A 19,817-nucleotide genomic window follows, 5' to 3' on the forward strand; every position below is an offset into this window, starting at 1 on the left:
AAAAGCCTCTTTGCAGAGGCTTTTTTGTTATTCGTCACCTTTCTTATGATTCAAACCGTACTCACGCAGCTTATTCGCGATTGCGGTGTGCGAGACGCCAAGACGTTTTGCCAGCTTGCGGGTGCTGGGATAGCTGCGGTACAGCTGCGTCAGCACAGAACGCTCGAAACGGCTGGTGATATCATCCAGCGACCCTTCCATCGCCTCTTCGCCTACCGATACCGTTCCGGCATCGTAATCCGGCAGCAGGATATCCTGCGGACGCAGCTCATACCCTTCAAGCTGGGTCAGCGCGCGATATACGGCGTTTTTGAGCTGACGAATGTTGCCCGGCCAGCCGTAGCGCATGAGCACCGTGCCAAGATCGGCAGACAGCTTCGGACGCGGCACCCCCTGCTCGTCGGCAAAGCGGGCGACGAACAGCTCCGTAAGCGGCATGATGTCCTGAGGGCAATCGCGCAGCGGCGGAATATTCAGCGTCAGGACGTTGAGGCGGTAATAGAGATCTTCGCGGAAGATCCCCTTTTGCACCAGTTCAACCAGGTTTTTCTGGGTGGCGCAAATGACGCGCACGTCCACATGCACTTCGTGATCCTCACCGACGCGGCGGAACGTTCCGTCGTTCAGGAAACGCAGCAGCTTAGCCTGCATACGCGGCGACATTTCGCCGATTTCGTCCAGCAGCACCGAGCCGCCGTTAGCCTGCTCGAAGAACCCTTTCTTACCTTCCGGCGCGTGACCAAACAGCTCGCTTTCAACGGCATCTTCCGGAATAGAGGCGCAGTTGAGTGCCAGATAGGGCTTAGCCGCACGCGGACTCGCCAGATGCACGGCATGAGCCAGCAGGTCTTTCCCGGTGCCAGTATCCCCGGTAATCAGCAGCGGCGCGGTCAGGCTTGCAAGCTTACGCGCCTGATCAACCACATGGCGCATTTTCGGGCTGACGGCAATAATCTGGCTAAATGCGCCAACGTCCTGACTGGAGAGGTTTTGCAGCTGGCGACCCATGCGTAACGTCGAGCGCAGCATGATCACTGCCCCGGTCAACACGCGAGTATTCCCTTCCCCTTTCAGATAGACCGGCGTGATCTCCATCAGGAAATTCTGTCCGTTAATCACCACATGCTCGCTAAGCGTGTTCTGCGGATTGCTGTCCAGCCAGCGCTGGAAGTTAAAGCCGGGGATCAGCTGCGCGGCGTTATGGTTGCTGAGCTTCTCCTGGCTCTGCGCGAACAGCTGGCAGCTCGCATGGTTAACGCGCTCAACTTTGCTTTTCAAATCCAGAGAGAGGAACGGCTCGGGCATGGCTTCCAGCAGCGCGCTCAGGGCCAGATGCTCACGCTCAGAGGGCATCCAGGGAATGGTGCGTACATCCGTAACGCCAGCGATACGGCGGATTTCCGCCATCAGGCTGCTGAAGGTATTAAATTCAATTTCGGCAAAATTGAGGTAAATTCGCCCGACAGGATCGATCTCAATGCCACGTAAATCAATGCTACGTAAAACAAGAAGATCGAGTAATTCGCGGGTCAGACCGAGACGGTCTTCACAGAAGACTTCAAGACGCATGGGAAATTCACCGTTTTAAGCCAATAACAGTAAAATGATATGTCAGAACACGGTGATCCGGAAGATGGCTGTCAACAAATATTGACAGCCAGCACGATTAGTGAACAAAACCTTATGGCGCAGGTTTTTTATTGAGCGTCTCTTTGAGCTGGCCGATCAGTTCACGTCTGAAATCCCCCAGACGGGGCTTATCGCCATCGATCCACGGCAGCGGACGGCAGACTTCCATCGCTTTAATCCCCAGGCGTGCGGTTAATAATCCCGCACCGATGCCCTGAGCCGCACGGGCAGAGAGACGCGCCGCCAGATCCTGCGACATCCAGTCCATGCCCACTTCGCGCACCAACTCACTCGCCCCGGCAAACGCGATATTGAGCAGGACCAGCTTAAACAGTCTGAGCCGACTGTAGTAACCCAGCTCTATACCGTAAAGGTTCGCGATACGGTTGATCAGGCGCAGGTTACGCCAGGCGATAAAGGCCATATCGACCAGCGCCAGCGGGCTGACGGCAATCATCAGGGTGGATTCCGCCGCAGACCGGCTGATTTCGCGCCGCGCCTGAGCATCCAGCACCGGCTGAACCATATGGGAGTAGAGCGTCACCACTTCCCGGTCATTCTGGGTTTCATGGATGGCGGCATACCAGCGCTGAAGCGCCGGATGCGACTGATCGATTCCGGCCTGGCTGGCCAGCTTTTCACAGAATGCACGACCTTTCCCCGTGCCGTGGCTGTGGAGCAGATCGCGCGCTTCATCACGCTCGTGCGCGCGCTGGCGCAGACGCCAGAGCCGACGCCACTCGGTGGCAACCGACCCGATGCCCGCCCCCACAATCAGCGCGCCCGCGGCACATCCGCCCAGCGCGACCCAGTCCTGAGTATGCCAGGCATTCATCGTCCACTGCACGCCCTGCCCAACCACGCTTACGCCAAACAGCGCCAGACCGGCGGTGACCATCTTACGCCACAGACTGCGTTTTGGACGCAGAGCGGCTTCCACAACCGCCTCCGCCGGTCCTTCTTCGACGCCAGGCTCCTCAGTCAGGGCCGGGGCAAAGTTATCCGCCTGCGTGCCGCTGAACGTCTGCGCGGTTTTGAACGCCTCCTGAGGATCCTTCTCAAGCGTTCCGGTAAAGTCTATGCGCGGTTTTAACGGTTCCGTCATCGCAATTTATCTCCAATCAAAAACTCCAGCGCCGCATCCAGACGGATGTGTGGTAATGGCCTGTCGACGCTCATTGCCTGCGGGCGGAAGGCTTCAAACTGGAAGCCCTGATTCTGCCAGAAGGCCTGCCCCGGCAGGCGCGCAGGCACTTCGCCCGGATACACGGTAAGCGGTTCACCGTCGCTGAGCCGGTTACCGCGTAATGCCGGTATTTTCTCACCGTTAAGGTCAATCAGCCCGCTTTGCGTCGCCTGCACGGACGCGAGCCCAAGGCAATCCATGCCGATCCCTTCGAAGGCGGCGTTTTGCCAGGCGTCCTGCACCAGCTGCTGCAGCAGCGACACCATATTGGCATGCTGGTCGACCGTGACGTGATCGGCCTTCGTGGCCGCAAAGAGCAGTTTATCGATTACCGGTGAGAACAGACGGCGAAACAGCGTCCGCTGCCCGTAGTGAAAACTTTGCATCAGCTGCGTCAGCGCAAGGCGCATATCGTTGAAGGCCTGTGGCCCGCTGTTGAGCGGCTGCAGACAATCCACCAGCACAATCTGGCGGTCAAATCGCAAAAAGTGGTTTTTATAGAATCCCTTGACCACTTTTTCACAGTAGTAATGGTAACGCTCGCGCAGCATCCCGGCGTTAGTGTGCTTATCCGCCTGCGCCAGCGTCGACTCGCCCACCCCATCCACATCCGGCCAGGGGAAGAACTGAAGCGCAGGCGCGCCCGCTAAATCACCCGGCAGAACAAATCGCCCCGGCTGAATGAAGTGTAACCCTTCCTGCTTGCACTGGTGCAAATACGCCGTCCAGGCGTCGGCAATGGCCGCCAGACGGTTCTCATCTGCCGGCGCAAGCGGGTCCAGACCTTCGCACAGCTGTCGCCATTTGGCCGACCACCCGGCGCGCTGCCCCTGCAACAGGCCCGTCATCTGGCGGGACCAGCTAAGGTAATCCTGCGCCAGCATCGGCAGGTCGAGCAGCCATTCGCCGGGGTAATCGACGATTTCCAGGTACAGCGTGGAGGTATCCTTGAAGTGACGCATCAGGGATTCATTCGAGCGAAAACGCAGCGCGAGGCGAATTTCACTGACCCCTCGCGTCGGCGTCGGCCAGGTGGGCGGATCGCCATAGAGCTGCGCCAGCCCTTCGTCGTAGGTAAAGCGTGGAATACCAAAATCACGCTGTGGGACGCGCTTCACGCCCAGCAGACGCTCTTCCCGCACCGCGCTAAGCAACGGCAGACGCGCCCCGGCGTGCAGGTTCAGGAGCTGGTTTACCATCGCGGTGATAAACGCCGTCTTACCGCTGCGGCTCAGCCCCGTCACGGCCAGACGCAGATGACGGTCAACGCCACGGTTCACCAGTGAATTGATTTCGTTCTTAAGTCGCTTCATCGCCGTCCTTCGTTGCCTGGAAGCCTTGAATGCATGGCTTCAGAATACAATAAATGGGGGCAGATCGTTGATTATCAATTCTTATTTATTGCTATTGCCGTTTTCTCTCCAGTAAGATGAACGGCATTGCTGTCAGTCCGGAGTGAGTAAGGTGTATGTCACCCACCATCTATGATATCGCACGGGTTGCGGGCGTATCGAAATCAACCGTTTCCCGCGTTCTGAATAAACAAACCAATATTTCTCCCGAAGCACGTGACAAAGTGCTGAAGGCGATTGACGAATTAAATTATCAGCCCAACAAACTGGCTCGCGCCCTGACCTCTTCAGGCTTTGATGCCATTATGGTTATTTCGACCCGTTCAACCAAAACCACTGCCGGTAATCCCTTTTTCTCCGATGTCCTTCATGCCATTACGGCTAAAGCGGAAGAAGAAGGGTTTGATGTTATTTTGCAAACCTCAAAAAGCAGCGAAGACGATCTGCTGAAATGTGTAAGTAAAATAAAACAGAAAATGATCAAAGGGATCATTATGCTGAGTTCACCCGCAAATGAATCCTTTTTCACCACGCTGGATGCATATGGCGTACCGGTAGTGGTTATCGGCAAAGTGGAAGGTGAGTATCAGAATATTTATTCCGTCGACACGGATAATTTTCATGACAGCGCCACGCTGACCGAAACTTTTATAAAAAACGGTCGGCAAAAAATTGCCTGTCTGCATGCGCCGCTTGATTATCATGTTTCGATCGATCGTCTGGCGGGTTATAAAGCCAGTCTGGAAAAGCACCATATTGCCATTAACCCGGACTGGATCAGGGATGGCGGTTATACCCATGAGAGTGCGCTTGCGGCGGCTCTGGAACTGTTGTCGTCACCCACGCCGCCTGATGCGGTATTTGCGACCGACAGCATGAAGTTGCTCAGCCTCTATCGTGCGGCGGATGAGTTGAATCTGATGATCCCTGAACAGGTGGTGATAGCCGGATACAGCGACCCGATGCTGTCTCTCATTTTAACGCCCGCACCTGGCGGCTTTGATATCCCCACACGAAAACTGGGGGAAGAGAGCTGCGATCTTCTTTTCAGGCGTATTGCGGGTCAGCCCGCCCCGCAAAAAGTGCTGGTTGATACCCACTTTTTGTTGGCTGCTTCCCTTCGCTAAAACCAGGGGCTTAGTGCCCCTGGCGTATCGTCGGTCAGAACGCGTAGTTTACCCCAACGCCCGCATAGTGGAAGCGGTCGTTTTCACCCTCGTCATGATTTTCCCACTCATAGGCGTATTCCAGCGTCATGGATAAACCGTTGTTGAAGTCATAGGCGTACTGCATACCCAGTCGGTTGAAATCGTGTCCTTCACGCTCAGGATCGTCCTGCCAGTCCCAGTTCGACCAGCGATCGAGCCCCAGACGGGTATAAGGCGTTAAGGTCGTCTGGCCTAACGAAATGGGCAGATAGGCACGAATTTCCTGGGTAGAAAACTCGCCGTTATTACGGGAACTGTCCATATTGAAACCGCGCTCTAAATAGTAATTCACTTTAGCCGCAAAGGTTTCGTTGATGGTCCATGTAAAGCCCGTTTCGGTTTCGACGCGGCTGTCTGAATAGCCGGTTTTTTCCAGATCGTTGGCAAACTGATACATGGCAAACCAGCCGCCAAAACGCCAGTCATCGGTTAATTTAATATCCCAGTCAGGCTGAACTTTGTAGCGCTGCATATTCGCGCTGCCGTCTTTGGCACCGTGTTCATCTTTAAAGTGATAACCATAATTACGGAAACCACCGGTCAGACCGAAAGTAAAATCATCGGTTCCGATAAAACGATAGCGTAATTCAAATTCAGGACGGTCAAAATAGGTTCCACGGGTCATACTGCTGTAATCAACCGGCCCTTCCTGATACATTGCCAGTGAAATAGTCCACGCATCCCAGGTTGCATTAAACCACACGGAGGGTTCATATAAGCCATCTTTATCGTCGGCCTGCCCCTCAACGTTTTCGATTTCATACATCACGCCAATATTAAATTCCCACTGTTTAGCTGTTTCTGACGCTTGTGCGCAGCTAACCCCTGCGCACAGAACGAGCGCAGCACTTCTTAGTAGAGTACTCATTAAATATTCCCTTTATAATTTACAAACAAAAAAACCGGAAATTTGCATTTCCGGCAAACACCTTTCTTATCTAATAGCCGCTTCAGTTTCAGCGTCGAAGAAATGGCACTTATTCATATCGAACTGGATGTCGATATTATCCCCTGCGGCATAATCATTCGCGGCACCAGCGCGAACCACCAGTTCATGGCCGCCAACGGTGGCGTAGAGCATGAACTCCGCGCCGGTCAGTTCGGCGACGCTGACTTTCGCCGCGATGTTTTCACCGCTGCTCTGCAGAGTGAGAATATCTTCCGGGCGGATGCCAAAGACCACGGCTTTGCGCTGATACCCTGCGGCATTCAGTGAAGCGAGCGTGTCTTCCGGGATCGCCAGACGCAGCGTTTCCGTGACGAAATAGCGGTCATCGATAGCGCCGCGAATGAAATTCATGGCTGGCGAGCCAATAAACCCTGCGACAAACATGTTCGCCGGTTCGTTGTACACCTGCTTCGGGGCACCGACCTGCTGAATAATGCCGTCTTTTAAGATCACGATGCGGGTTGCCATCGTCATGGCTTCCGTCTGATCGTGGGTCACATAAATCATGGTGGTATTAAGCTTCTGGTGCAGCTTGCTGATTTCAGCCCGCATCTGCACGCGAAGCTTGGCATCGAGGTTGGAGAGCGGTTCATCCATCAGGAACACGCCCGCTTCGCGCACGATCGCCCTACCCAACGCCACGCGCTGACGCTGTCCGCCGGACAGCGCGCCGGGTTTACGCTTGAGGTACTCCCGCAAGCCGAGGATCTGTGCCGCCCAGTGAACGCGCTCTTCGATAACCGCCGGGGCGATTTTCTGCATCTTAAGGCCAAACGCCATGTTGTCGTAGACCGTCATATGCGGGTAAAGCGCATAGTTCTGGAACACCATCGCGATATCGCGAGACTTGGCGGGCACGTCGTTCATGCAAACGCCGTCAACGACCAGTTCGCCGGCGGAGATCTCCTCCAGCCCGGCAATCATGCGCAGCGTTGTCGATTTACCGCAGCCAGACGGACCGACAAAAACGATAAACTCCTTGTCCTCGATTTCGAGATTAAAATCCTTCACCACGTGGACCTGGTTATCGTAAATTTTCTGAATATGTTTCAGTGACAGTTGTGCCATTTTTAATTCCTTATCAATACGCCCGGGAGGCCCAAAACTCGGTCAGACATTTCCAGGTCAGTTCCTGCGTTGAATGAAGCTGTAATCCCGCATGGGTCAGGCCTGAGCCAATCCCGACCGACAGCATGCCCGCCGCGTTGATCGCCGCCACGCCTGCGGGCGCATCTTCGACCCCGATGGCCGCACCAGGGTGGACGTTCAGGCCAGCACACGCGGCGAGGAAGATCTCCGGATCCGGTTTTGAACAGACAATGCGGGAGGCATCAGCGCAAAAATCAAAGGCGTCATGAATACCCAGGGCATGCAGTATTCCAGGTGCATTGAGGGAAACGGAGGCGAGCCCAATTTTCACCTCTGCCGCCCGAATGTCCGCCAGCACCTCCCGGATACCCGGCAGCAGCGACGCCTCGGTCAATGACGACAGCGATGCGACGTAGAGCGCATTTTTCTTCCCCGCCAGCGCCAGGCACTGTTTATCGTCAAATACCCCCTCTTTCCCACCGTGTCGCAGGATCCGCTGCAGGGATTCCATGCGGCTAATTCCCTTCAGCTCCTCGTTAAACACCTCATCGATAGTGATGCCGATCTCCTGCGCGACCGAACGCCAGGCGAGAAAGTGCAGATGTGCGGTATCGGTGATAACCCCATCAAGATCGAATACAACGGCTTCAGGCTTCATCGCTGGCCTCCGTGGTAGCGGTCCCATTAAAAGATGTAAGAAATTCCCTACGAGAGAATGCCTGCCGCTCCGATACGCAAACCGTTTTTCCCCACAGCGTTAACGTGACGGGCGCGGAGGTATCGATGGTTAAAACGTCATTTTCAAACGTGAAGCGCAGGCGTGCGTTCTGCCAGCGCAGCGGGAAGGCAAGTTTTCGCCAGTGAGCGGGTAGCTTCGGCGCAAGGTGCAGCTCGCCCTCAACAATCTGCATGCCGGCAAACCCCTGAATGACGCCGGACCAGATGGCACCCGTGGCCGCGGCATGAATGCCGTCATCGCTGCTGTGCGGATCGTCGCCCAGATCGATAGCCACGCCAGCGCGCCAGAAGGTGTATGCCCCTTCCGTATCGCCACAGCGGGCGGCCACAATGCCGTGAATAGCCTTGCTCAGTGAAGAGTCATGGATCGTCCGCGGCTCGTAAAACTCCAGGTTGGCCGCGCACTGGGCTGGGGTAAATTTCTCCGGCAACAGGTAGTTAAGCATCACCACGTCAGCCTGCTTGAGGATTTGCATCTCGTTAACTTCCGCGCGAGAGTAATCCAGCAGGATGGTCTGCTTACCCGCTTTGGCTTTATAGCGACTTAAATCGATGGCGGGTTTCGCCATGAACGAATCGTCCTGCGGGATCACTCCCCCGGCGTCGGCTTCCGGCAGCCACAAGCGGGCCAGGAAGGTGGTCGCCTTCTCCATAAAGCAGGCCTCTTCACGCTCAAACATCGACATAAACCGGCATGCGCTGGCCACGTTGTGCCAGGCCAGATAGTTGGTATAAGCGTTGTTGTTCACATGCTCGGTGTATTCGTCCGGTCCGATGACGTCATGGATTTCGAGACGACCATTGATTTCCGTTGCGCGGCCCATCCAGAACGCAGCGGTTTCCATCAGCAGCGTCAGACCTTCATTCCGCATAAAGGCATCATCGTGTGTCGCCTGCCAGTAAGCGACGACGGCCCAGGCAATGTCCGCCACGATGTGGTGTTCCGCCAGCGCGGAGGCCACCTTCTGGCGCGTGCCGGTTCGGATGTTGATAGCCGCGAACTCCGGCGTCTCCTCTTTGCCGCTCGCGGCGCTCTCCCATGGGAACAGCGCGCCTGGCCAGCCGTTGCGACGGGCTTTTTCCCGCGCCCCGGCCAGGTTCAGCCAGCGATAGCGCAGCAGGCTGCGGGCGGTTCGGGGACGCGTGAAGAGATGGAAAGGCAGCAGGAAAATTTCGGTATCCCAGAAGACGTGGCCTTTATACCCCTCGCCCGTCAGCCCTTTGGCGGCGATACTGCTTCGCTCATCATGGGCAGGTGTCATGGTGGTCAAATGCCAGACGGCGTAATCCAGCGCCATCTGATCCTGATACTCCGCAGAGTCCACTTCCACCCGAGCGTCACGCCAGACCTCTTCCCAGGCATACGACGAACTCTCAAGCAACGCGTCGTAGCCTCTTGCCGCACAGACCTTAAGATCGGCCAGCGCGTTGCGAGCGAAAGAGGCCTGCGACAGTGCTTTATCACCGCGATGCGTCACCCAGACGATCTTTTCTAACGTGACAGTGTCACACTTCGCAATCGTCAGTGAATGATGAACGCTGAGACGACGATTTTTGGCGGTGAAGCAGCTGTCGCTCTTCGCAGAGAGCTGACAAAACGCCGAAACAACCACTTCTGACGCACGGTCCTGCGTTTCATACGCGCCCTGCATGTATTGCTGGTCAAACACTCTGACCGACATTTCATCCAGATGCTGTCTGCCGCTGTTCGTTTGCGTTGCATCAATGCCGGTTTTCAGCACGGCCTGCGAGACATCATCAAGCGGTGTGATCGAAAGCTGCATGGCCACCAGGGGCAACTGGTCCAGCGATACAAAACGACGGCTTTCCAGACGATAGCGTTTCCCGTCGGGCGAGCGCCAGACCACGCTACGACGAAGTTCGCCACTGGCAAACGCCAGCTCGCGCTGCCACTCGAGAATTTCGCCTGACAGGAGCGTGAAATTGACGCCATCCAGCTCAACATCAATACCGGTGATATCCGGCAGATTGATCAGCTCAGTGGTCTCGTTACGACCCGCCTGATGATAGAGACCCGCAAGATACATGCCCCGGGTTTGCTGGGTGTAATCTTCTTCATGCGCAGCGCGGATCCCCATGTAGCCATTACCGCAGGCCATGATAGAGGCGTATTTATTCAGGCTGTGTGGACAAAAGCCCGGGTCGGTTAATACAGACACGTTTAGCATAAGGTCACGCTTTCCCCTGTTTCTGCTGATTCATACAACGCGGCGACAAGCTGCTGAATAACCAGCCCCTGCTCCGCATCAGCTATCGTGACGGGCTCTCCCAGCACATGCCGTACGAAGGCATCCATACTGCCCATATGACGCTGGTCGTCAGCTTCTTCACGCTGCGTAAGGGTGACTAAAACACCGCCTTCATCGTTGTAGATGTGCGCCGGGAACAGCGTAGCGCCCGCCTTTTCTCCGCAGAATGCGACGTTCATGATCGATTGCTCCCGGATATTGAGCGCAAACGACGTGTCCAGACGCAGAATGCCACCGTTGCAGAATTCAATGGTGCCAAAGAGGGCGTCCTCAACGGTAAACTGCGTGGGATCCCACTCGCCAAACTGGCCGCTGCTTTTACGGTTTCCCAGCTTCTGGAAGCCGTGTGCCGTCACTTTTTTTACCGCCGGGAACCCCAACACGTACATTGCGGCATCGAGCATATGGATACCGATATCAATCAGTGGCCCACCGCCCTGTAGCGCTTTGTTGGTAAAGACGCCCCAGCCTGGAACCCCGCAGCGGCGTAGCGCCTGGGCCGAGGTGTAATAAATTTCCCCCAGCGCCCCCTTCATCACAGCCTCGCGAAGCAGCTGCGTATCTAGAGCAAAACGATGGTGAAAATCATACGCCAGCACTTTCCCCGCCTTGCGCGCGGCCATGCGCATCCTATCGGCCTCCTGCGGCGTCATAGCAGGTGGTTTTTCACACATCACGTGGCAGCCCGCCTCCAGCGCGGCCATGACGTGCTCGAAATGGAACCGGTTAGGCGAACAGACGCTCACCGCATCCGGCTTAACCGCCTCGAGCATCTCTCGCGTATCCTGCCATACCGAGGGAATACCATGACGCTCCGCAAACGCCCGAGCCTGTTCAGGATGGCTGTCCATGACAGCCACCATCTGAACATCACTGCGCGTGGCGTAATACGAGGCATGCACTTTGTCCGCGACCTGCCCGGCGCCAATAATGGCGACGCGCAGAGGCAAAGGTGAAGAAGCACTCATCACGCTCGTCATCCTTAGCATTCACGCAAATAAGTGAGGGAGTCCTGATAAGCCTGCGCCGGATCCTCGGCGCGGACACGGCACTCATACACCACGTAACCCTGGTAATTATCCGCACGCAGCTGATCGAACAGGCTGGCAAAATCGAGGCTACCGCTGCCCGGCTGATAGCGGTGATTATCTGCTATGTGCACATGGCCCAGCAGATCGCGGTGCTGATGCAGCGCATCCGTCAGCGACTCTTCTTCGATGTTCATATGATAGAAATCGCCGATGATCTGCACGTGCTTCAGGCCGTTCTCTTCGATATAGCGACGCGCATCAGCAAGGGTGTTGATCATATGATCCTGATAGCGGTTCAGCGGCTCCAGGTAGACGGTCGTCCCTGTGCGCGCCGCGACCTCATCCAGCCAGCGCAAGGAGGCGCTTACCGCGTTGCGGTCTCCTTCCAGGCTGCGTGGGGAGGTCATTGGCGGGAGGCGGAAGGTAAACATTCCCCAGGCAGCAGGCACGATAATGCCCTTGCCGCCCACCTCAGCCAGCGCTTCCAGAATGCGTTCAATCTGCTTTAACCCGTTCAGACGACGTTCTTCGATGAAGTCGCCAATCCAGCCATCGTATCCACCGCAGGCCGTCGTCACCGGCAGACCGGTGGCTTTGATGGCCGCTTTTACCTCGGCGAGGTTTTCTACCAGCAGTCGGCCATCAATTTCATAGCCATCAAAACCCATCGCTTTGATGTACTCGAATTTTTCCATGATATTGGTCGGGAAAAAGGCCTGGTTTTGCGTTGCGATTTTCATGATTTGCTCTCCTTAGCTTAAAAAGTGACGCCCATTTTGATACTGAGTTCCGGGTGCTGATCGACATACGTCATGTAGCTTTCCGGGCTGGTGGTGAAGGTCACGACCGGGTCGATCAGATCCTCACAATTCAGATAGCCGTTCATCAGCAGTTCCCAGCATGTCTCTTCAATACGTTTACGGCTCCAGCGCGGGTAGTCCGGGTTGGGTTCGCTGCAGGCGCGGGAGAAGACAATCTTCGCGTTGTTGAAATGCGCTTCGCGGCCAAGGTTAAAGCCTTCCGCGAACGGTTTTGCGAAGGCTACGTAGGAGATGGTGCCGCCATAGGCAAGTCCGCGCAGCGCGGACTGCAGTGCATCTGCATAGCCGCTGGTTTCGATGATCACGTCCGCGCCCTGCTTCCCGGTCAGCTTTTTAATTTCCAGACCGACATCAGTGCCGATTGGGTTCAGACAGTGGTCGGCCCCATGACGACGGGCGATCTCGCAGCGGTGTTCAATAGGGTCGACACCGATAACGACGGACGCCCCGGCTTTTTTGGCCAACTGGACAGCAATCTGCCCAATCGCCCCCAGCCCCACCACGACTACAAAATCGCCGACCCGCACGTTGGCATCACGCACGCCGCTCATGGCGAACTGCGCTGGATCGTAGCAAACGGCGTTTTTCCAGGAGGCACCCTGCGGCATTTTGCGCAGCTTGTAGTTGTTCACCGCGTTAACGATCACCGTTTCCTGCAGCGGTGCGTAGCAGCAGACGCTGTCGCCGATCTGATATTCAGTGACGTCATCACCGCATTCGATAATGTCGCCAACAATCATGTTGCCCAGCTGGAACTTACCGAATTCGATCCCGCGGGCAGAACCCTCGTCACGCGGGGTAAACATCTGCCACTCCGCGTTGAACTCTTCATCGATAAACGGACTGGCGGCGCGGAAATCCACCACTTCGGTCCCGTGTTTCGGCGCGCCAAAGCGTGCGCGAATTTTCACTTCATGAACCGCAACTGGACGATCTTCATATTCCACCAGCGCCGCCACACGAGGCGCTGTCGCAACTAATTTTTTCATGACTGACTCCTTGTTAAAATTGGCCGCCTCAGCCCTTCACGCCACCGGCGGTCAAACCACTTTTAATAAAACGTTCAGACAGGGCGTACATGATGACCACCGGAAGCGCTGTCACCAGCGATGCCGCCATCATGCGACCCCAGATATAATCTGGCGTGCTAAAGAGCGTGTTCAGCCCGACCGGCAAGGTGAAATTGCTGGCGCTGGACAGGAAAATGGACGCAAACAGGTAGTCGTTCCACGCCACCATGAAGCAGTAGACAAACACCGACACGAGCCCGGAAATCGCCAGCGGCACGGTGATGCGGAAGATGATTTGCAGGCGGTTCAGGCCGTCCATCATCGCGGCTTCTTCGATCTCGTCCGGGATGGTGTCGAAATAGCTGCGCAGCATGAACACCGCTGTCGGTAACGTTTGGGTCACCATGGTGACAATCAGCGCCAGCTCGGTGTCGTAGATCCCAAGGGCAGTGATGATTTTGAACAGCGGCACCACCAGCAATATTCCGGAGAACATATAGACGGTATAAAAACTCGCATTGATCGTCGTGCGACCCTTAAAACGCAGTTTGGACAGGGCGTAGGCCCCCAGCGTGCCGAGAAATACGGCAATCACCGATGAGGTCAGCGACACCACCATGCTGTTTTTGAAGTAGTCCACAAACGGGAAAATCAGCGGGTTAAAGATGTCGACGTAATGCTGCAGCGTCCACGCCTGCGGCAATATGGTCGGGTTAAGCGATATCGCCTCTTTCGCACTCTTAAATGACGTCATTAGCATCACGAAGAACGGGAACAGCGTGATGACCAGAAACACCGCCAGCCCCAGATAAAAACCAATGCGGCTCAGTACGCGTTTATTTGTTGCCATTGAGGTTTACCCTTTTTCTGGTCAGCAGAATCACCGCGAAGATGATCACGAACAGCACGACGGAGATCGCCGCTGCTTTACCCAAATCATTGAAAGCGAATGCCGTTTTGTAGAGGTAGACGCCCAAAATATCGACCTTGGTCGTCAACAGGTAGACATCCGCAAACATGTAGAACATCCAGATAGTGCGCAGCGTCACCACTGTTGCCAACACCGGCATAATCGCGGGTAGCGTAACGATTCGAAAACGCTGCCAGGCATTCGCGCCGTCCATTTCCGCCGCTTCATACAGCGACTTATCAATGGTCTGCAAAATCGCCAGGAACGAAATGAACGCGTACGGGAAGTAACGCCAGATGGCGAACAGCACCACCAGTACAAAACTGCTGCCAGGATTGTCGAACCACAGCGGCGCCTGGTCATACAGATGCAGCAGGTCAACGCCCAGATAGTTCACAATGCCGTAGCCGTTGTTGAACATGTATTTCCATGCAAACACCAGCGAAATGGACGGCGTAACGTAGGACAGAATCACCAGTGAACGCGCCGTTTTCCGCATACGGAATTCACGGTTAAAGAAGATCGCAACAGCCAGCCCCAGCCCCGTGCTGCCAATCACCACCAGCGCGGTGTACCAGAAGGTCATCCACAGCGAGTGCCAGAAAGCAGCATCCCCGAGAATGCGGATGTAGTTATCGAGCCCGACGAACACCGCATCTATACGCGGGTTCAGCGGCAGACGTAAGTAACTGATTTCAATATTGGAAATCATTGGCCAGGCCACCAGGCCCCCCAGCAAAATCAGGCTGGGGGCCAACAGCAGCATGGCGAAAGGCATATCTGAACGACCAGAAAACAACGTCTTCATAATTTCCTTCCGCAGAGCGCTCCTATCGTTGTGAAATCAGATCAGTCAGTCGCTTCTGGCTGTCACTAAGCGTGTTGCTGAGATCTTGTTTACCTACCGTGACGTTATGCACCATGGAACTGATGATGCCGGACCCGGTTACATCGCCCATGCGGGTGAAGTTTTTGTCGCCCACGGCACCAAACACCTGAACATTTGGGAACTGCGCAATCAGTTCGTAAGGCAGTTGCCCAAACGCTTTAATCACATCGTTGTTTTTCCAGGTATCAGTGCCCACCACCAGCTTGTTCACCGGCAGTGCCGCGCCAGGCGACATCATGACCCAGTCGGTTGCGTTTTGAGCCTGCTCCATCCAGGTCACAAACTTTTCAGCCGCCTGAGTTTCATCTTCGGTTTGACCGGTGGTAATCGTCAGCGACGTGACCATGCCGTAAACTGCAGAAGATGTTTCTGTTGGGACGACGAAGCCCAGGTTGGCAGGGTTTCCATCCTGGAATACCGCCGGCAGGATGTAGGTGGAGTAAACCGCCATCGGCGCAGAACCGTTCATGAAGGCATCTTTGATCTCCATGACGTCGTTTGAACCCGGCATGGTGGTCGCGGCCAGGGCTTTATAAAATGCCAGGGCCTTTGCCATTTCAGGGGTATCGATGTCGACGTTCCCTTTGGCATCAAAAACGTTCGCGCCGCCGGAAAGCGCAAACTGGGAGAATGCCTGCTCTGTCATCACGCTTTCCGCGGTGGGCAGCGCAATGCCGTAATGTTTTTTGGCCGGGTCGTTAAGGCTCTGGCTGGCTTTCAGCAGCTGTTCCCAGTTATGCGGCTCCTGGATACCCGCTGCGGCAAGCACATCTTTGTGATACCAGACGCCGGATAGCCAGGCACTGACTGGCACCCCCGTCCAGGCAGAACCATCTTCCGTACGCACAACACGCAAGATGCCGTCATAGAAGGTGTTCTCGCCTACCGCTTTAATGGCTTCACCAATAGCTTTGCGATCCAGCAGCTGTTCCTTATCCATGACTTTCGCGTAGTCATGACTGACTTCAATTACCTCAGGCAGTGCGCCCGTTCTGGCGAGCGTAATAACCTTGGTGTTGTAGGCATCCTCTTCTACCGGCACCTGTTTCACCGTGATGCCGGGGTTCTCTTTCTCAAATTTTTCGATCAGCTTCGTGATAACTGCCTGACGCTCCTGCTCGACAGATGAGTGCATAAACTCAATGGTGACAGCAGACTTTTTGTCATCCTTGCAGCCTGATAACAGGGCGCACGAAACCAGTGCTGATATCAGCACAATTCTGGGCATTTTCATTTTTAAGGTCCTTTTTAGTTTTCTTTAATCCACAACACCTGCCATGGATATAGGGTCAGTGTTTTATCTGTAATATCTTTTCCGGCAATCAACTCCGTTCCGGATTGAATATCGGACTGCACCGTTTGAATGCCATCACTGAAATTAAACAGCGCCGATATTTTTTCGCCACAATCCGCCACTCGAACGATTTTTAACACATGCTCACCTGACGCACTAAAATAAGCTTCACTGTCAGGATGGAATGCTTTTTCCGCCCTACGCAGCGCGATTAACTGGCTTAATGCGTAATAGACCTGAGAGCGCAGGCTATTTTTATCTTCAAGCACGCTATCAATTTGTCCTGCAATGTATTTTTCACGATTTATCGCGCGGTTGTATCCCAGACGTTCAACACCTGCATAATCATTACGCGAGCCGAGAATACTCTGAATATAAACCGCGGGCACGCCGGGGAAACTTAAGAGGACGGCATGCGCCAGAATAAACCGGGCAATCCGATGGCTATCAAGACTGTCACGCGTACTTAATGCATCCAGATAGGTCACATTAATTTCATAAGGACTGCATGTACCATCCGGGTTATTTTTCCAGTTAACCAACGCCCCTTCAGCCTGAAGTTTCTCCACAAGAGAGAGGATTTCCGACTCAGGTAAAATTCCGCGCAACGGATTCAGACCAATCCCATCATGCGAAGCCAGGAAGTTAAACCAGGTGGTTTTCGTCGAAGGCAGCCTCAGCGACGCTGCCCACTGGCTCAGCGTCCGGACGTCCTGACAATGCACCGCATGCAATACCAGCGGCGGCAAAGAGAACTGATAAACCATCTGCGCTTCATTTTCACCGTCACCGAAATAAGCGACGTTATCTTTATGCGGAACGTTCGTCTCGGTGATAATCACCGTCCCCGGGGCGACTGCCTCGGTGATAGCGCGGAAAAGCTGGATGAGCTGGTGGGTTTGCTCAAGGTGGATGCAGTTTGTTCCGGGTATTTTCCACATGAAGCCCACAGCATCCAGACGAATGTATCGCGCCCCTTCAATCAGGTAATGCAGCAGCACGTCCACCATCGCGATCAGCACCTGCGGAGAGGCAAAGTTAAGATCAACCTGGTCCTCGCTGAAGGTGGTCCACAGGTGTCGCACGCTGCCATCATGCAGCGTGAAAGGTGTAAGAAGCGGTAAGGCACGCGGACGCGTCACCGCGGATAAATCTGTTTCAGGATCGACAGAAATAAAGAAATCATCATAGCCAGGCGTTTGCTTCAGATAATTAGAGAACCATTTACTCTTGGCTGACATGTGGTTGCAGACAAAATCGAACATTAAACTGGCGGACTGTTTTAATTCAGCTACATCTCGCCACGTACCCGTTTCAGGCGCAACCTCATGATAATCAATAACAGAAAATCCGTCGTCCGAAGACCATGGATAAAAAGGTAAAAGATGGACATGAGAAAAAGATTGGGAAAGCCATTTGTTATAAAAACGTGTAAAAACCGGCAGCGCCTTCTCCCCTTTCGCTGAAAACTGATCGGCATAGGTAATCAGAACAACATCTTTTTCATCCCAGGCTATCTTACGTTTTTCTGTAATAACAGAAGCGGCCTTTCCAATATTTTCCATCAGCACCTTAAACTGGGCTTCAGAAAACGTTTCCCCGTAAACAAGATTAATGAGTTCTTTAATTTTTGTCTTCATTTCATTTTCCATGGTAGCGGTCCCACGAGGTGGCAATCTACTCCCATGAAAAATATCTGTCAACGGACCGGGAAGGAGAAAAAGGTGTTTGCAAAGCAGCTCAGCGCAATATTGTGAGCTGCCGCAAAGAAAGCACGGGGAAAAGAGAAATGCGGTTAACCGTCGCCAGTCCCTCTCCCGGAAGGGAAAGGGCTAACACCGGCGGAAATTATTGGGATAAGTAGCGGCGAGAAAGCCGTTTTGCCACCTTTTGCAACAGCGGTTCGAGCGCCACGGCCAGCACCATTCTGACCGGCTTGCGGGCAACGGATTTTATTGCCCACCCCGCCACACCTGCCGGTCCGAACCGTAACGCGGTCAGCAGGACCAGTTTACCTGCGATTTTCAGGCCGGGTTTTACCTTCTGACCGGCCTGTTGCCAGTGTTGTTTCATCTCATCTCTCTCTTAAAGCTGACGAAAACGACTTCTCAGCGTAAAGGTATCCGACGTGACATAGCGTTCCATTTCCCGTAGCCGCTTCTCACCGGCGGCGAGTTGCGCATCAACCGCATTGAGAAGATCGCTGCTGGTGGGGGCACCTTCCGCAGCCAGTTCTCCTTCCGGCATCGGGTCAAGGACAAACGACAGGACGATGTATGCCACCAGGGTAATAAACGCCAGTCCGAAGAATATCGATAGCACCGTAACCACGCGCACCAGTTTTACCGGGACATCAAGATAATGAGCCAGCCCGGCACAAACGCCGCGCACCATGCCCTGCTGCGGAATACGCCACAACTTTTTGTTCAGATTCAGTCCAGACATTAACGGTCCCTCCAGTTTGGATGTTCAGCATCCAGGATGGCTTCCAGCGCCTGAATGCGTTCGCGCATTTTGTTCGCCTCATCGGAGAGCTGAACTAGACGCTGTTGTTCACTCTGGGAAAGTTCGCCCCGTGAAGAACGGTTGCTGTAGTGCAGCCATAGCCAAATCGGCAAAACGAACAGCACGAAAATTGTCAGGGGAATGGCCAGAAAAAGCGCGCTCATGTGTACTCCTTGTCTTACGATGCGGCACGCTCAGGTGCCGCAGGAATTATTATTGGTTGTCTTGCTTCATTTTGGCTTTCAGTGCCGCCAGCTGCTCGCTGATTTCATCATCGGCCTTCAGGTCGGCGAACTGTTGATCCAGCGACTTCTGCTTACCGATGCCATGGCTTTCGGCTTCCGCTTCCATCTGGTCGATACGACGTTCAAACGATTCAAAACGCGCCATCGCCTCATCAAGCTTACCGCTGTCCAGCTGACGACGCACGTCGCGGGAAGAGCTTGCCGCCTGGTGACGCAGGGTCAGCGCCTGCTGACGCGCGCGGGTCTCGCTCAGTTTGTTTTCAAGCTCACCAATCTCTTTCTTCATACGGGTGAGCGTGTCATCCACCAGCGTCACTTCATGCTCGAGCGTCGCGACCAGCTCTGCCAGCTTCTGTTTTTCGATCAGCGCCGCGCGAGCCAGATCCTCTTTGTCTTTGCGCAGCGCAAGTTCCGCTTTTTCCTGCCATTCGTTCAGCTGAGCGGTAGCTTGTTCAATACGACGCGTAAGCTGTTTTTTTTCCGCCAGCGCACGGGCGGAGGTAGAACGCACTTCAACCAGCGTGTCTTCCATCTCCTGAATCATCAGGCGAACCAGCTTCTGCGGATCTTCCGCCTTCTCAAGCAGTGAGTTGATGTTGGCGTTCACGATGTCGGCAAAACGAGAAAAAATACCCATAATCAAATCCTCATAGTTCTGTTATCGGGCTATGCCCTGCTGTACAGACAATAC

Annotated in this window: 19 protein-coding genes; 1 reads left to right on the top strand and 18 read right to left on the bottom strand. The window is 54.6% G+C overall.

Annotation, left to right across the window (positions count from 1 at the left end):
• Window positions 1–27: 27 nt before the first annotated feature.
• The 3 genes from tyrR to AC4IC4_RS12610 form a co-directional block, all read right to left on the bottom strand.
• Window positions 28–1,569 (bottom strand): transcriptional regulator TyrR, encoded by a 1,542-nt coding sequence (tyrR, locus tag AC4IC4_RS12600; protein ID WP_023312028.1) that lies wholly within the window; start codon window positions 1,567–1,569, stop codon window positions 28–30.
• A gap of 112 nt (window positions 1,570–1,681) precedes the next feature.
• Window positions 1,682–2,734: a TIGR01620 family protein gene (locus tag AC4IC4_RS12605; RefSeq protein WP_491471247.1), complete on the bottom strand. Its 1,053-nt coding sequence runs from the start codon at window positions 2,732–2,734 to the stop codon at window positions 1,682–1,684.
• Window positions 2,731–4,128 (bottom strand): YcjX family GTP-binding protein, encoded by a 1,398-nt coding sequence (locus AC4IC4_RS12610; protein ID WP_024907152.1) that lies wholly within the window; start codon window positions 4,126–4,128, stop codon window positions 2,731–2,733. Before AC4IC4_RS12610 ends, AC4IC4_RS12605 begins: the two co-directional genes overlap by 4 nt.
• Window positions 4,129–4,283: 155 nt before the next feature.
• Here AC4IC4_RS12610 and AC4IC4_RS12615 point away from each other — a divergent pair, with 155 nt between their 5' ends.
• The gene (locus tag AC4IC4_RS12615) at window positions 4,284–5,294 is read left to right on the top strand and encodes a LacI family DNA-binding transcriptional regulator (RefSeq protein ID WP_491471248.1); all 1,011 of its coding nucleotides are present in this window, start codon (window positions 4,284–4,286) and stop codon (window positions 5,292–5,294) included.
• A gap of 34 nt (window positions 5,295–5,328) precedes the next feature.
• Here AC4IC4_RS12615 and AC4IC4_RS12620 read toward each other — a convergent pair whose 3' ends face one another.
• The 15 genes from AC4IC4_RS12620 to pspA all read right to left on the bottom strand — a co-directional run bounded on the left by AC4IC4_RS12620 (window position 5,329) and on the right by pspA (window position 19,763).
• Window positions 5,329–6,243, bottom strand: coding sequence for an OmpG family monomeric porin (locus AC4IC4_RS12620; protein WP_491471249.1), 915 nt, complete (start codon window positions 6,241–6,243; stop codon window positions 5,329–5,331).
• Window positions 6,244–6,309: 66 nt separating this feature from the next.
• The gene (locus AC4IC4_RS12625; protein ID WP_491471250.1) at window positions 6,310–7,392 is read right to left on the bottom strand and encodes an ABC transporter ATP-binding protein; all 1,083 of its coding nucleotides are present in this window, start codon (window positions 7,390–7,392) and stop codon (window positions 6,310–6,312) included.
• 13 nt (window positions 7,393–7,405) lie between these two features.
• Window positions 7,406–8,071: a beta-phosphoglucomutase gene (gene pgmB / locus AC4IC4_RS12630; RefSeq protein ID WP_491471251.1), complete on the bottom strand. Its 666-nt coding sequence runs from the start codon at window positions 8,069–8,071 to the stop codon at window positions 7,406–7,408.
• Window positions 8,061–10,340 (bottom strand): glycoside hydrolase family 65 protein, encoded by a 2,280-nt coding sequence (locus AC4IC4_RS12635; protein ID WP_491471252.1) that lies wholly within the window; start codon window positions 10,338–10,340, stop codon window positions 8,061–8,063. The genes pgmB and AC4IC4_RS12635 overlap by 11 nt, the downstream gene beginning before the upstream one ends.
• Entirely contained in the window at window positions 10,334–11,389 is a 1,056-nt protein-coding gene (ycjS, locus tag AC4IC4_RS12640) for a D-glucoside 3-dehydrogenase (protein ID WP_491471253.1), read from the bottom strand. Before ycjS ends, AC4IC4_RS12635 begins: the two co-directional genes overlap by 7 nt.
• Window positions 11,390–11,403: 14 nt before the next feature.
• Window positions 11,404–12,192, bottom strand: a complete 789-nt coding sequence (gene ycjR, locus AC4IC4_RS12645) for a 3-dehydro-D-guloside 4-epimerase (RefSeq protein WP_491471254.1) — start codon at window positions 12,190–12,192, stop codon at window positions 11,404–11,406.
• Between the two features lie 17 nt (window positions 12,193–12,209).
• The gene (gene ycjQ, locus AC4IC4_RS12650) at window positions 12,210–13,262 is read right to left on the bottom strand and encodes a D-guloside 3-dehydrogenase (protein WP_090416712.1); all 1,053 of its coding nucleotides are present in this window, start codon (window positions 13,260–13,262) and stop codon (window positions 12,210–12,212) included.
• Between the two features lie 28 nt (window positions 13,263–13,290).
• On the bottom strand, window positions 13,291–14,133 hold the full coding sequence (locus tag AC4IC4_RS12655) for a carbohydrate ABC transporter permease (protein ID WP_491471255.1): 843 nt from the start codon (window positions 14,131–14,133) through the stop codon (window positions 13,291–13,293).
• Window positions 14,120–15,001 (bottom strand): carbohydrate ABC transporter permease, encoded by an 882-nt coding sequence (locus tag AC4IC4_RS12660; protein ID WP_491471256.1) that lies wholly within the window; start codon window positions 14,999–15,001, stop codon window positions 14,120–14,122. Before AC4IC4_RS12660 ends, AC4IC4_RS12655 begins: the two co-directional genes overlap by 14 nt.
• A 22-nt stretch (window positions 15,002–15,023) precedes the next feature.
• Window positions 15,024–16,316 (bottom strand): ABC transporter substrate-binding protein, encoded by a 1,293-nt coding sequence (locus AC4IC4_RS12665; RefSeq protein WP_061714987.1) that lies wholly within the window; start codon window positions 16,314–16,316, stop codon window positions 15,024–15,026.
• Between the two features lie 14 nt (window positions 16,317–16,330).
• On the bottom strand, window positions 16,331–18,028 hold the full coding sequence (locus AC4IC4_RS12670) for a sugar phosphorylase (protein ID WP_491471257.1): 1,698 nt from the start codon (window positions 18,026–18,028) through the stop codon (window positions 16,331–16,333).
• 196 nt (window positions 18,029–18,224) lie between these two features.
• Window positions 18,225–18,449 carry a phage shock protein PspD gene (pspD, locus tag AC4IC4_RS12675; protein WP_023312043.1) on the bottom strand — a complete coding sequence of 75 codons (225 nt, stop codon included), beginning with the start codon at window positions 18,447–18,449 and terminating at the stop codon, window positions 18,225–18,227.
• Between the two features lie 12 nt (window positions 18,450–18,461).
• Entirely contained in the window at window positions 18,462–18,821 is a 360-nt protein-coding gene (pspC, locus tag AC4IC4_RS12680; RefSeq protein ID WP_008501237.1) for an envelope stress response membrane protein PspC, read from the bottom strand.
• Window positions 18,821–19,045: an envelope stress response membrane protein PspB gene (pspB, locus tag AC4IC4_RS12685; protein ID WP_023312045.1), complete on the bottom strand. Its 225-nt coding sequence runs from the start codon at window positions 19,043–19,045 to the stop codon at window positions 18,821–18,823. The genes pspC and pspB overlap by 1 nt, the downstream gene beginning before the upstream one ends.
• 49 nt (window positions 19,046–19,094) lie before the next feature.
• Window positions 19,095–19,763, bottom strand: coding sequence for a phage shock protein PspA (pspA, locus tag AC4IC4_RS12690; RefSeq protein WP_021240283.1), 669 nt, complete (start codon window positions 19,761–19,763; stop codon window positions 19,095–19,097).
• Window positions 19,764–19,817: the final 54 nt, after the last annotated feature.

This window comes from Enterobacter sp. Taxon_2 (assembly GCF_058355295.1).

Bases quoted from the DNA above. Each gene is read 5' to 3' on its own strand.
- tyrR (WP_023312028.1), bottom strand. From the start codon at position 1,569: ATGCGTCTTGAAGTCTTCTGTGAAGACCGTCTCGGTCTGACCCGCGAA.
- AC4IC4_RS12605 (WP_491471247.1), bottom strand. From the start codon at position 2,734: ATGACGGAACCGTTAAAACCGCGCATAGACTTTACCGGAACGCTTGAG.
- AC4IC4_RS12610 (WP_024907152.1), bottom strand. From the start codon at position 4,128: ATGAAGCGACTTAAGAACGAAATCAATTCACTGGTGAACCGTGGCGTT.
- AC4IC4_RS12615 (WP_491471248.1), top strand. From the start codon at position 4,284: ATGTCACCCACCATCTATGATATCGCACGGGTTGCGGGCGTATCGAAA.
- AC4IC4_RS12620 (WP_491471249.1), bottom strand. From the start codon at position 6,243: ATGAGTACTCTACTAAGAAGTGCTGCGCTCGTTCTGTGCGCAGGGGTT.
- AC4IC4_RS12625 (WP_491471250.1), bottom strand. From the start codon at position 7,392: ATGGCACAACTGTCACTGAAACATATTCAGAAAATTTACGATAACCAG.
- pgmB (WP_491471251.1), bottom strand. From the start codon at position 8,071: ATGAAGCCTGAAGCCGTTGTATTCGATCTTGATGGGGTTATCACCGAT.
- AC4IC4_RS12635 (WP_491471252.1), bottom strand. From the start codon at position 10,340: ATGCTAAACGTGTCTGTATTAACCGACCCGGGCTTTTGTCCACACAGC.
- ycjS (WP_491471253.1), bottom strand. From the start codon at position 11,389: ATGAGTGCTTCTTCACCTTTGCCTCTGCGCGTCGCCATTATTGGCGCC.
- ycjR (WP_491471254.1), bottom strand. From the start codon at position 12,192: ATGAAAATCGCAACGCAAAACCAGGCCTTTTTCCCGACCAATATCATG.
- ycjQ (WP_090416712.1), bottom strand. From the start codon at position 13,262: ATGAAAAAATTAGTTGCGACAGCGCCTCGTGTGGCGGCGCTGGTGGAA.
- AC4IC4_RS12655 (WP_491471255.1), bottom strand. From the start codon at position 14,133: ATGGCAACAAATAAACGCGTACTGAGCCGCATTGGTTTTTATCTGGGG.
- AC4IC4_RS12660 (WP_491471256.1), bottom strand. From the start codon at position 15,001: ATGAAGACGTTGTTTTCTGGTCGTTCAGATATGCCTTTCGCCATGCTG.
- AC4IC4_RS12665 (WP_061714987.1), bottom strand. From the start codon at position 16,316: ATGAAAATGCCCAGAATTGTGCTGATATCAGCACTGGTTTCGTGCGCC.
- AC4IC4_RS12670 (WP_491471257.1), bottom strand. From the start codon at position 18,028: ATGGAAAATGAAATGAAGACAAAAATTAAAGAACTCATTAATCTTGTT.
- pspD (WP_023312043.1), bottom strand. From the start codon at position 18,449: ATGAAACAACACTGGCAACAGGCCGGTCAGAAGGTAAAACCCGGCCTG.
- pspC (WP_008501237.1), bottom strand. From the start codon at position 18,821: ATGTCTGGACTGAATCTGAACAAAAAGTTGTGGCGTATTCCGCAGCAG.
- pspB (WP_023312045.1), bottom strand. From the start codon at position 19,045: ATGAGCGCGCTTTTTCTGGCCATTCCCCTGACAATTTTCGTGCTGTTC.
- pspA (WP_021240283.1), bottom strand. From the start codon at position 19,763: ATGGGTATTTTTTCTCGTTTTGCCGACATCGTGAACGCCAACATCAAC.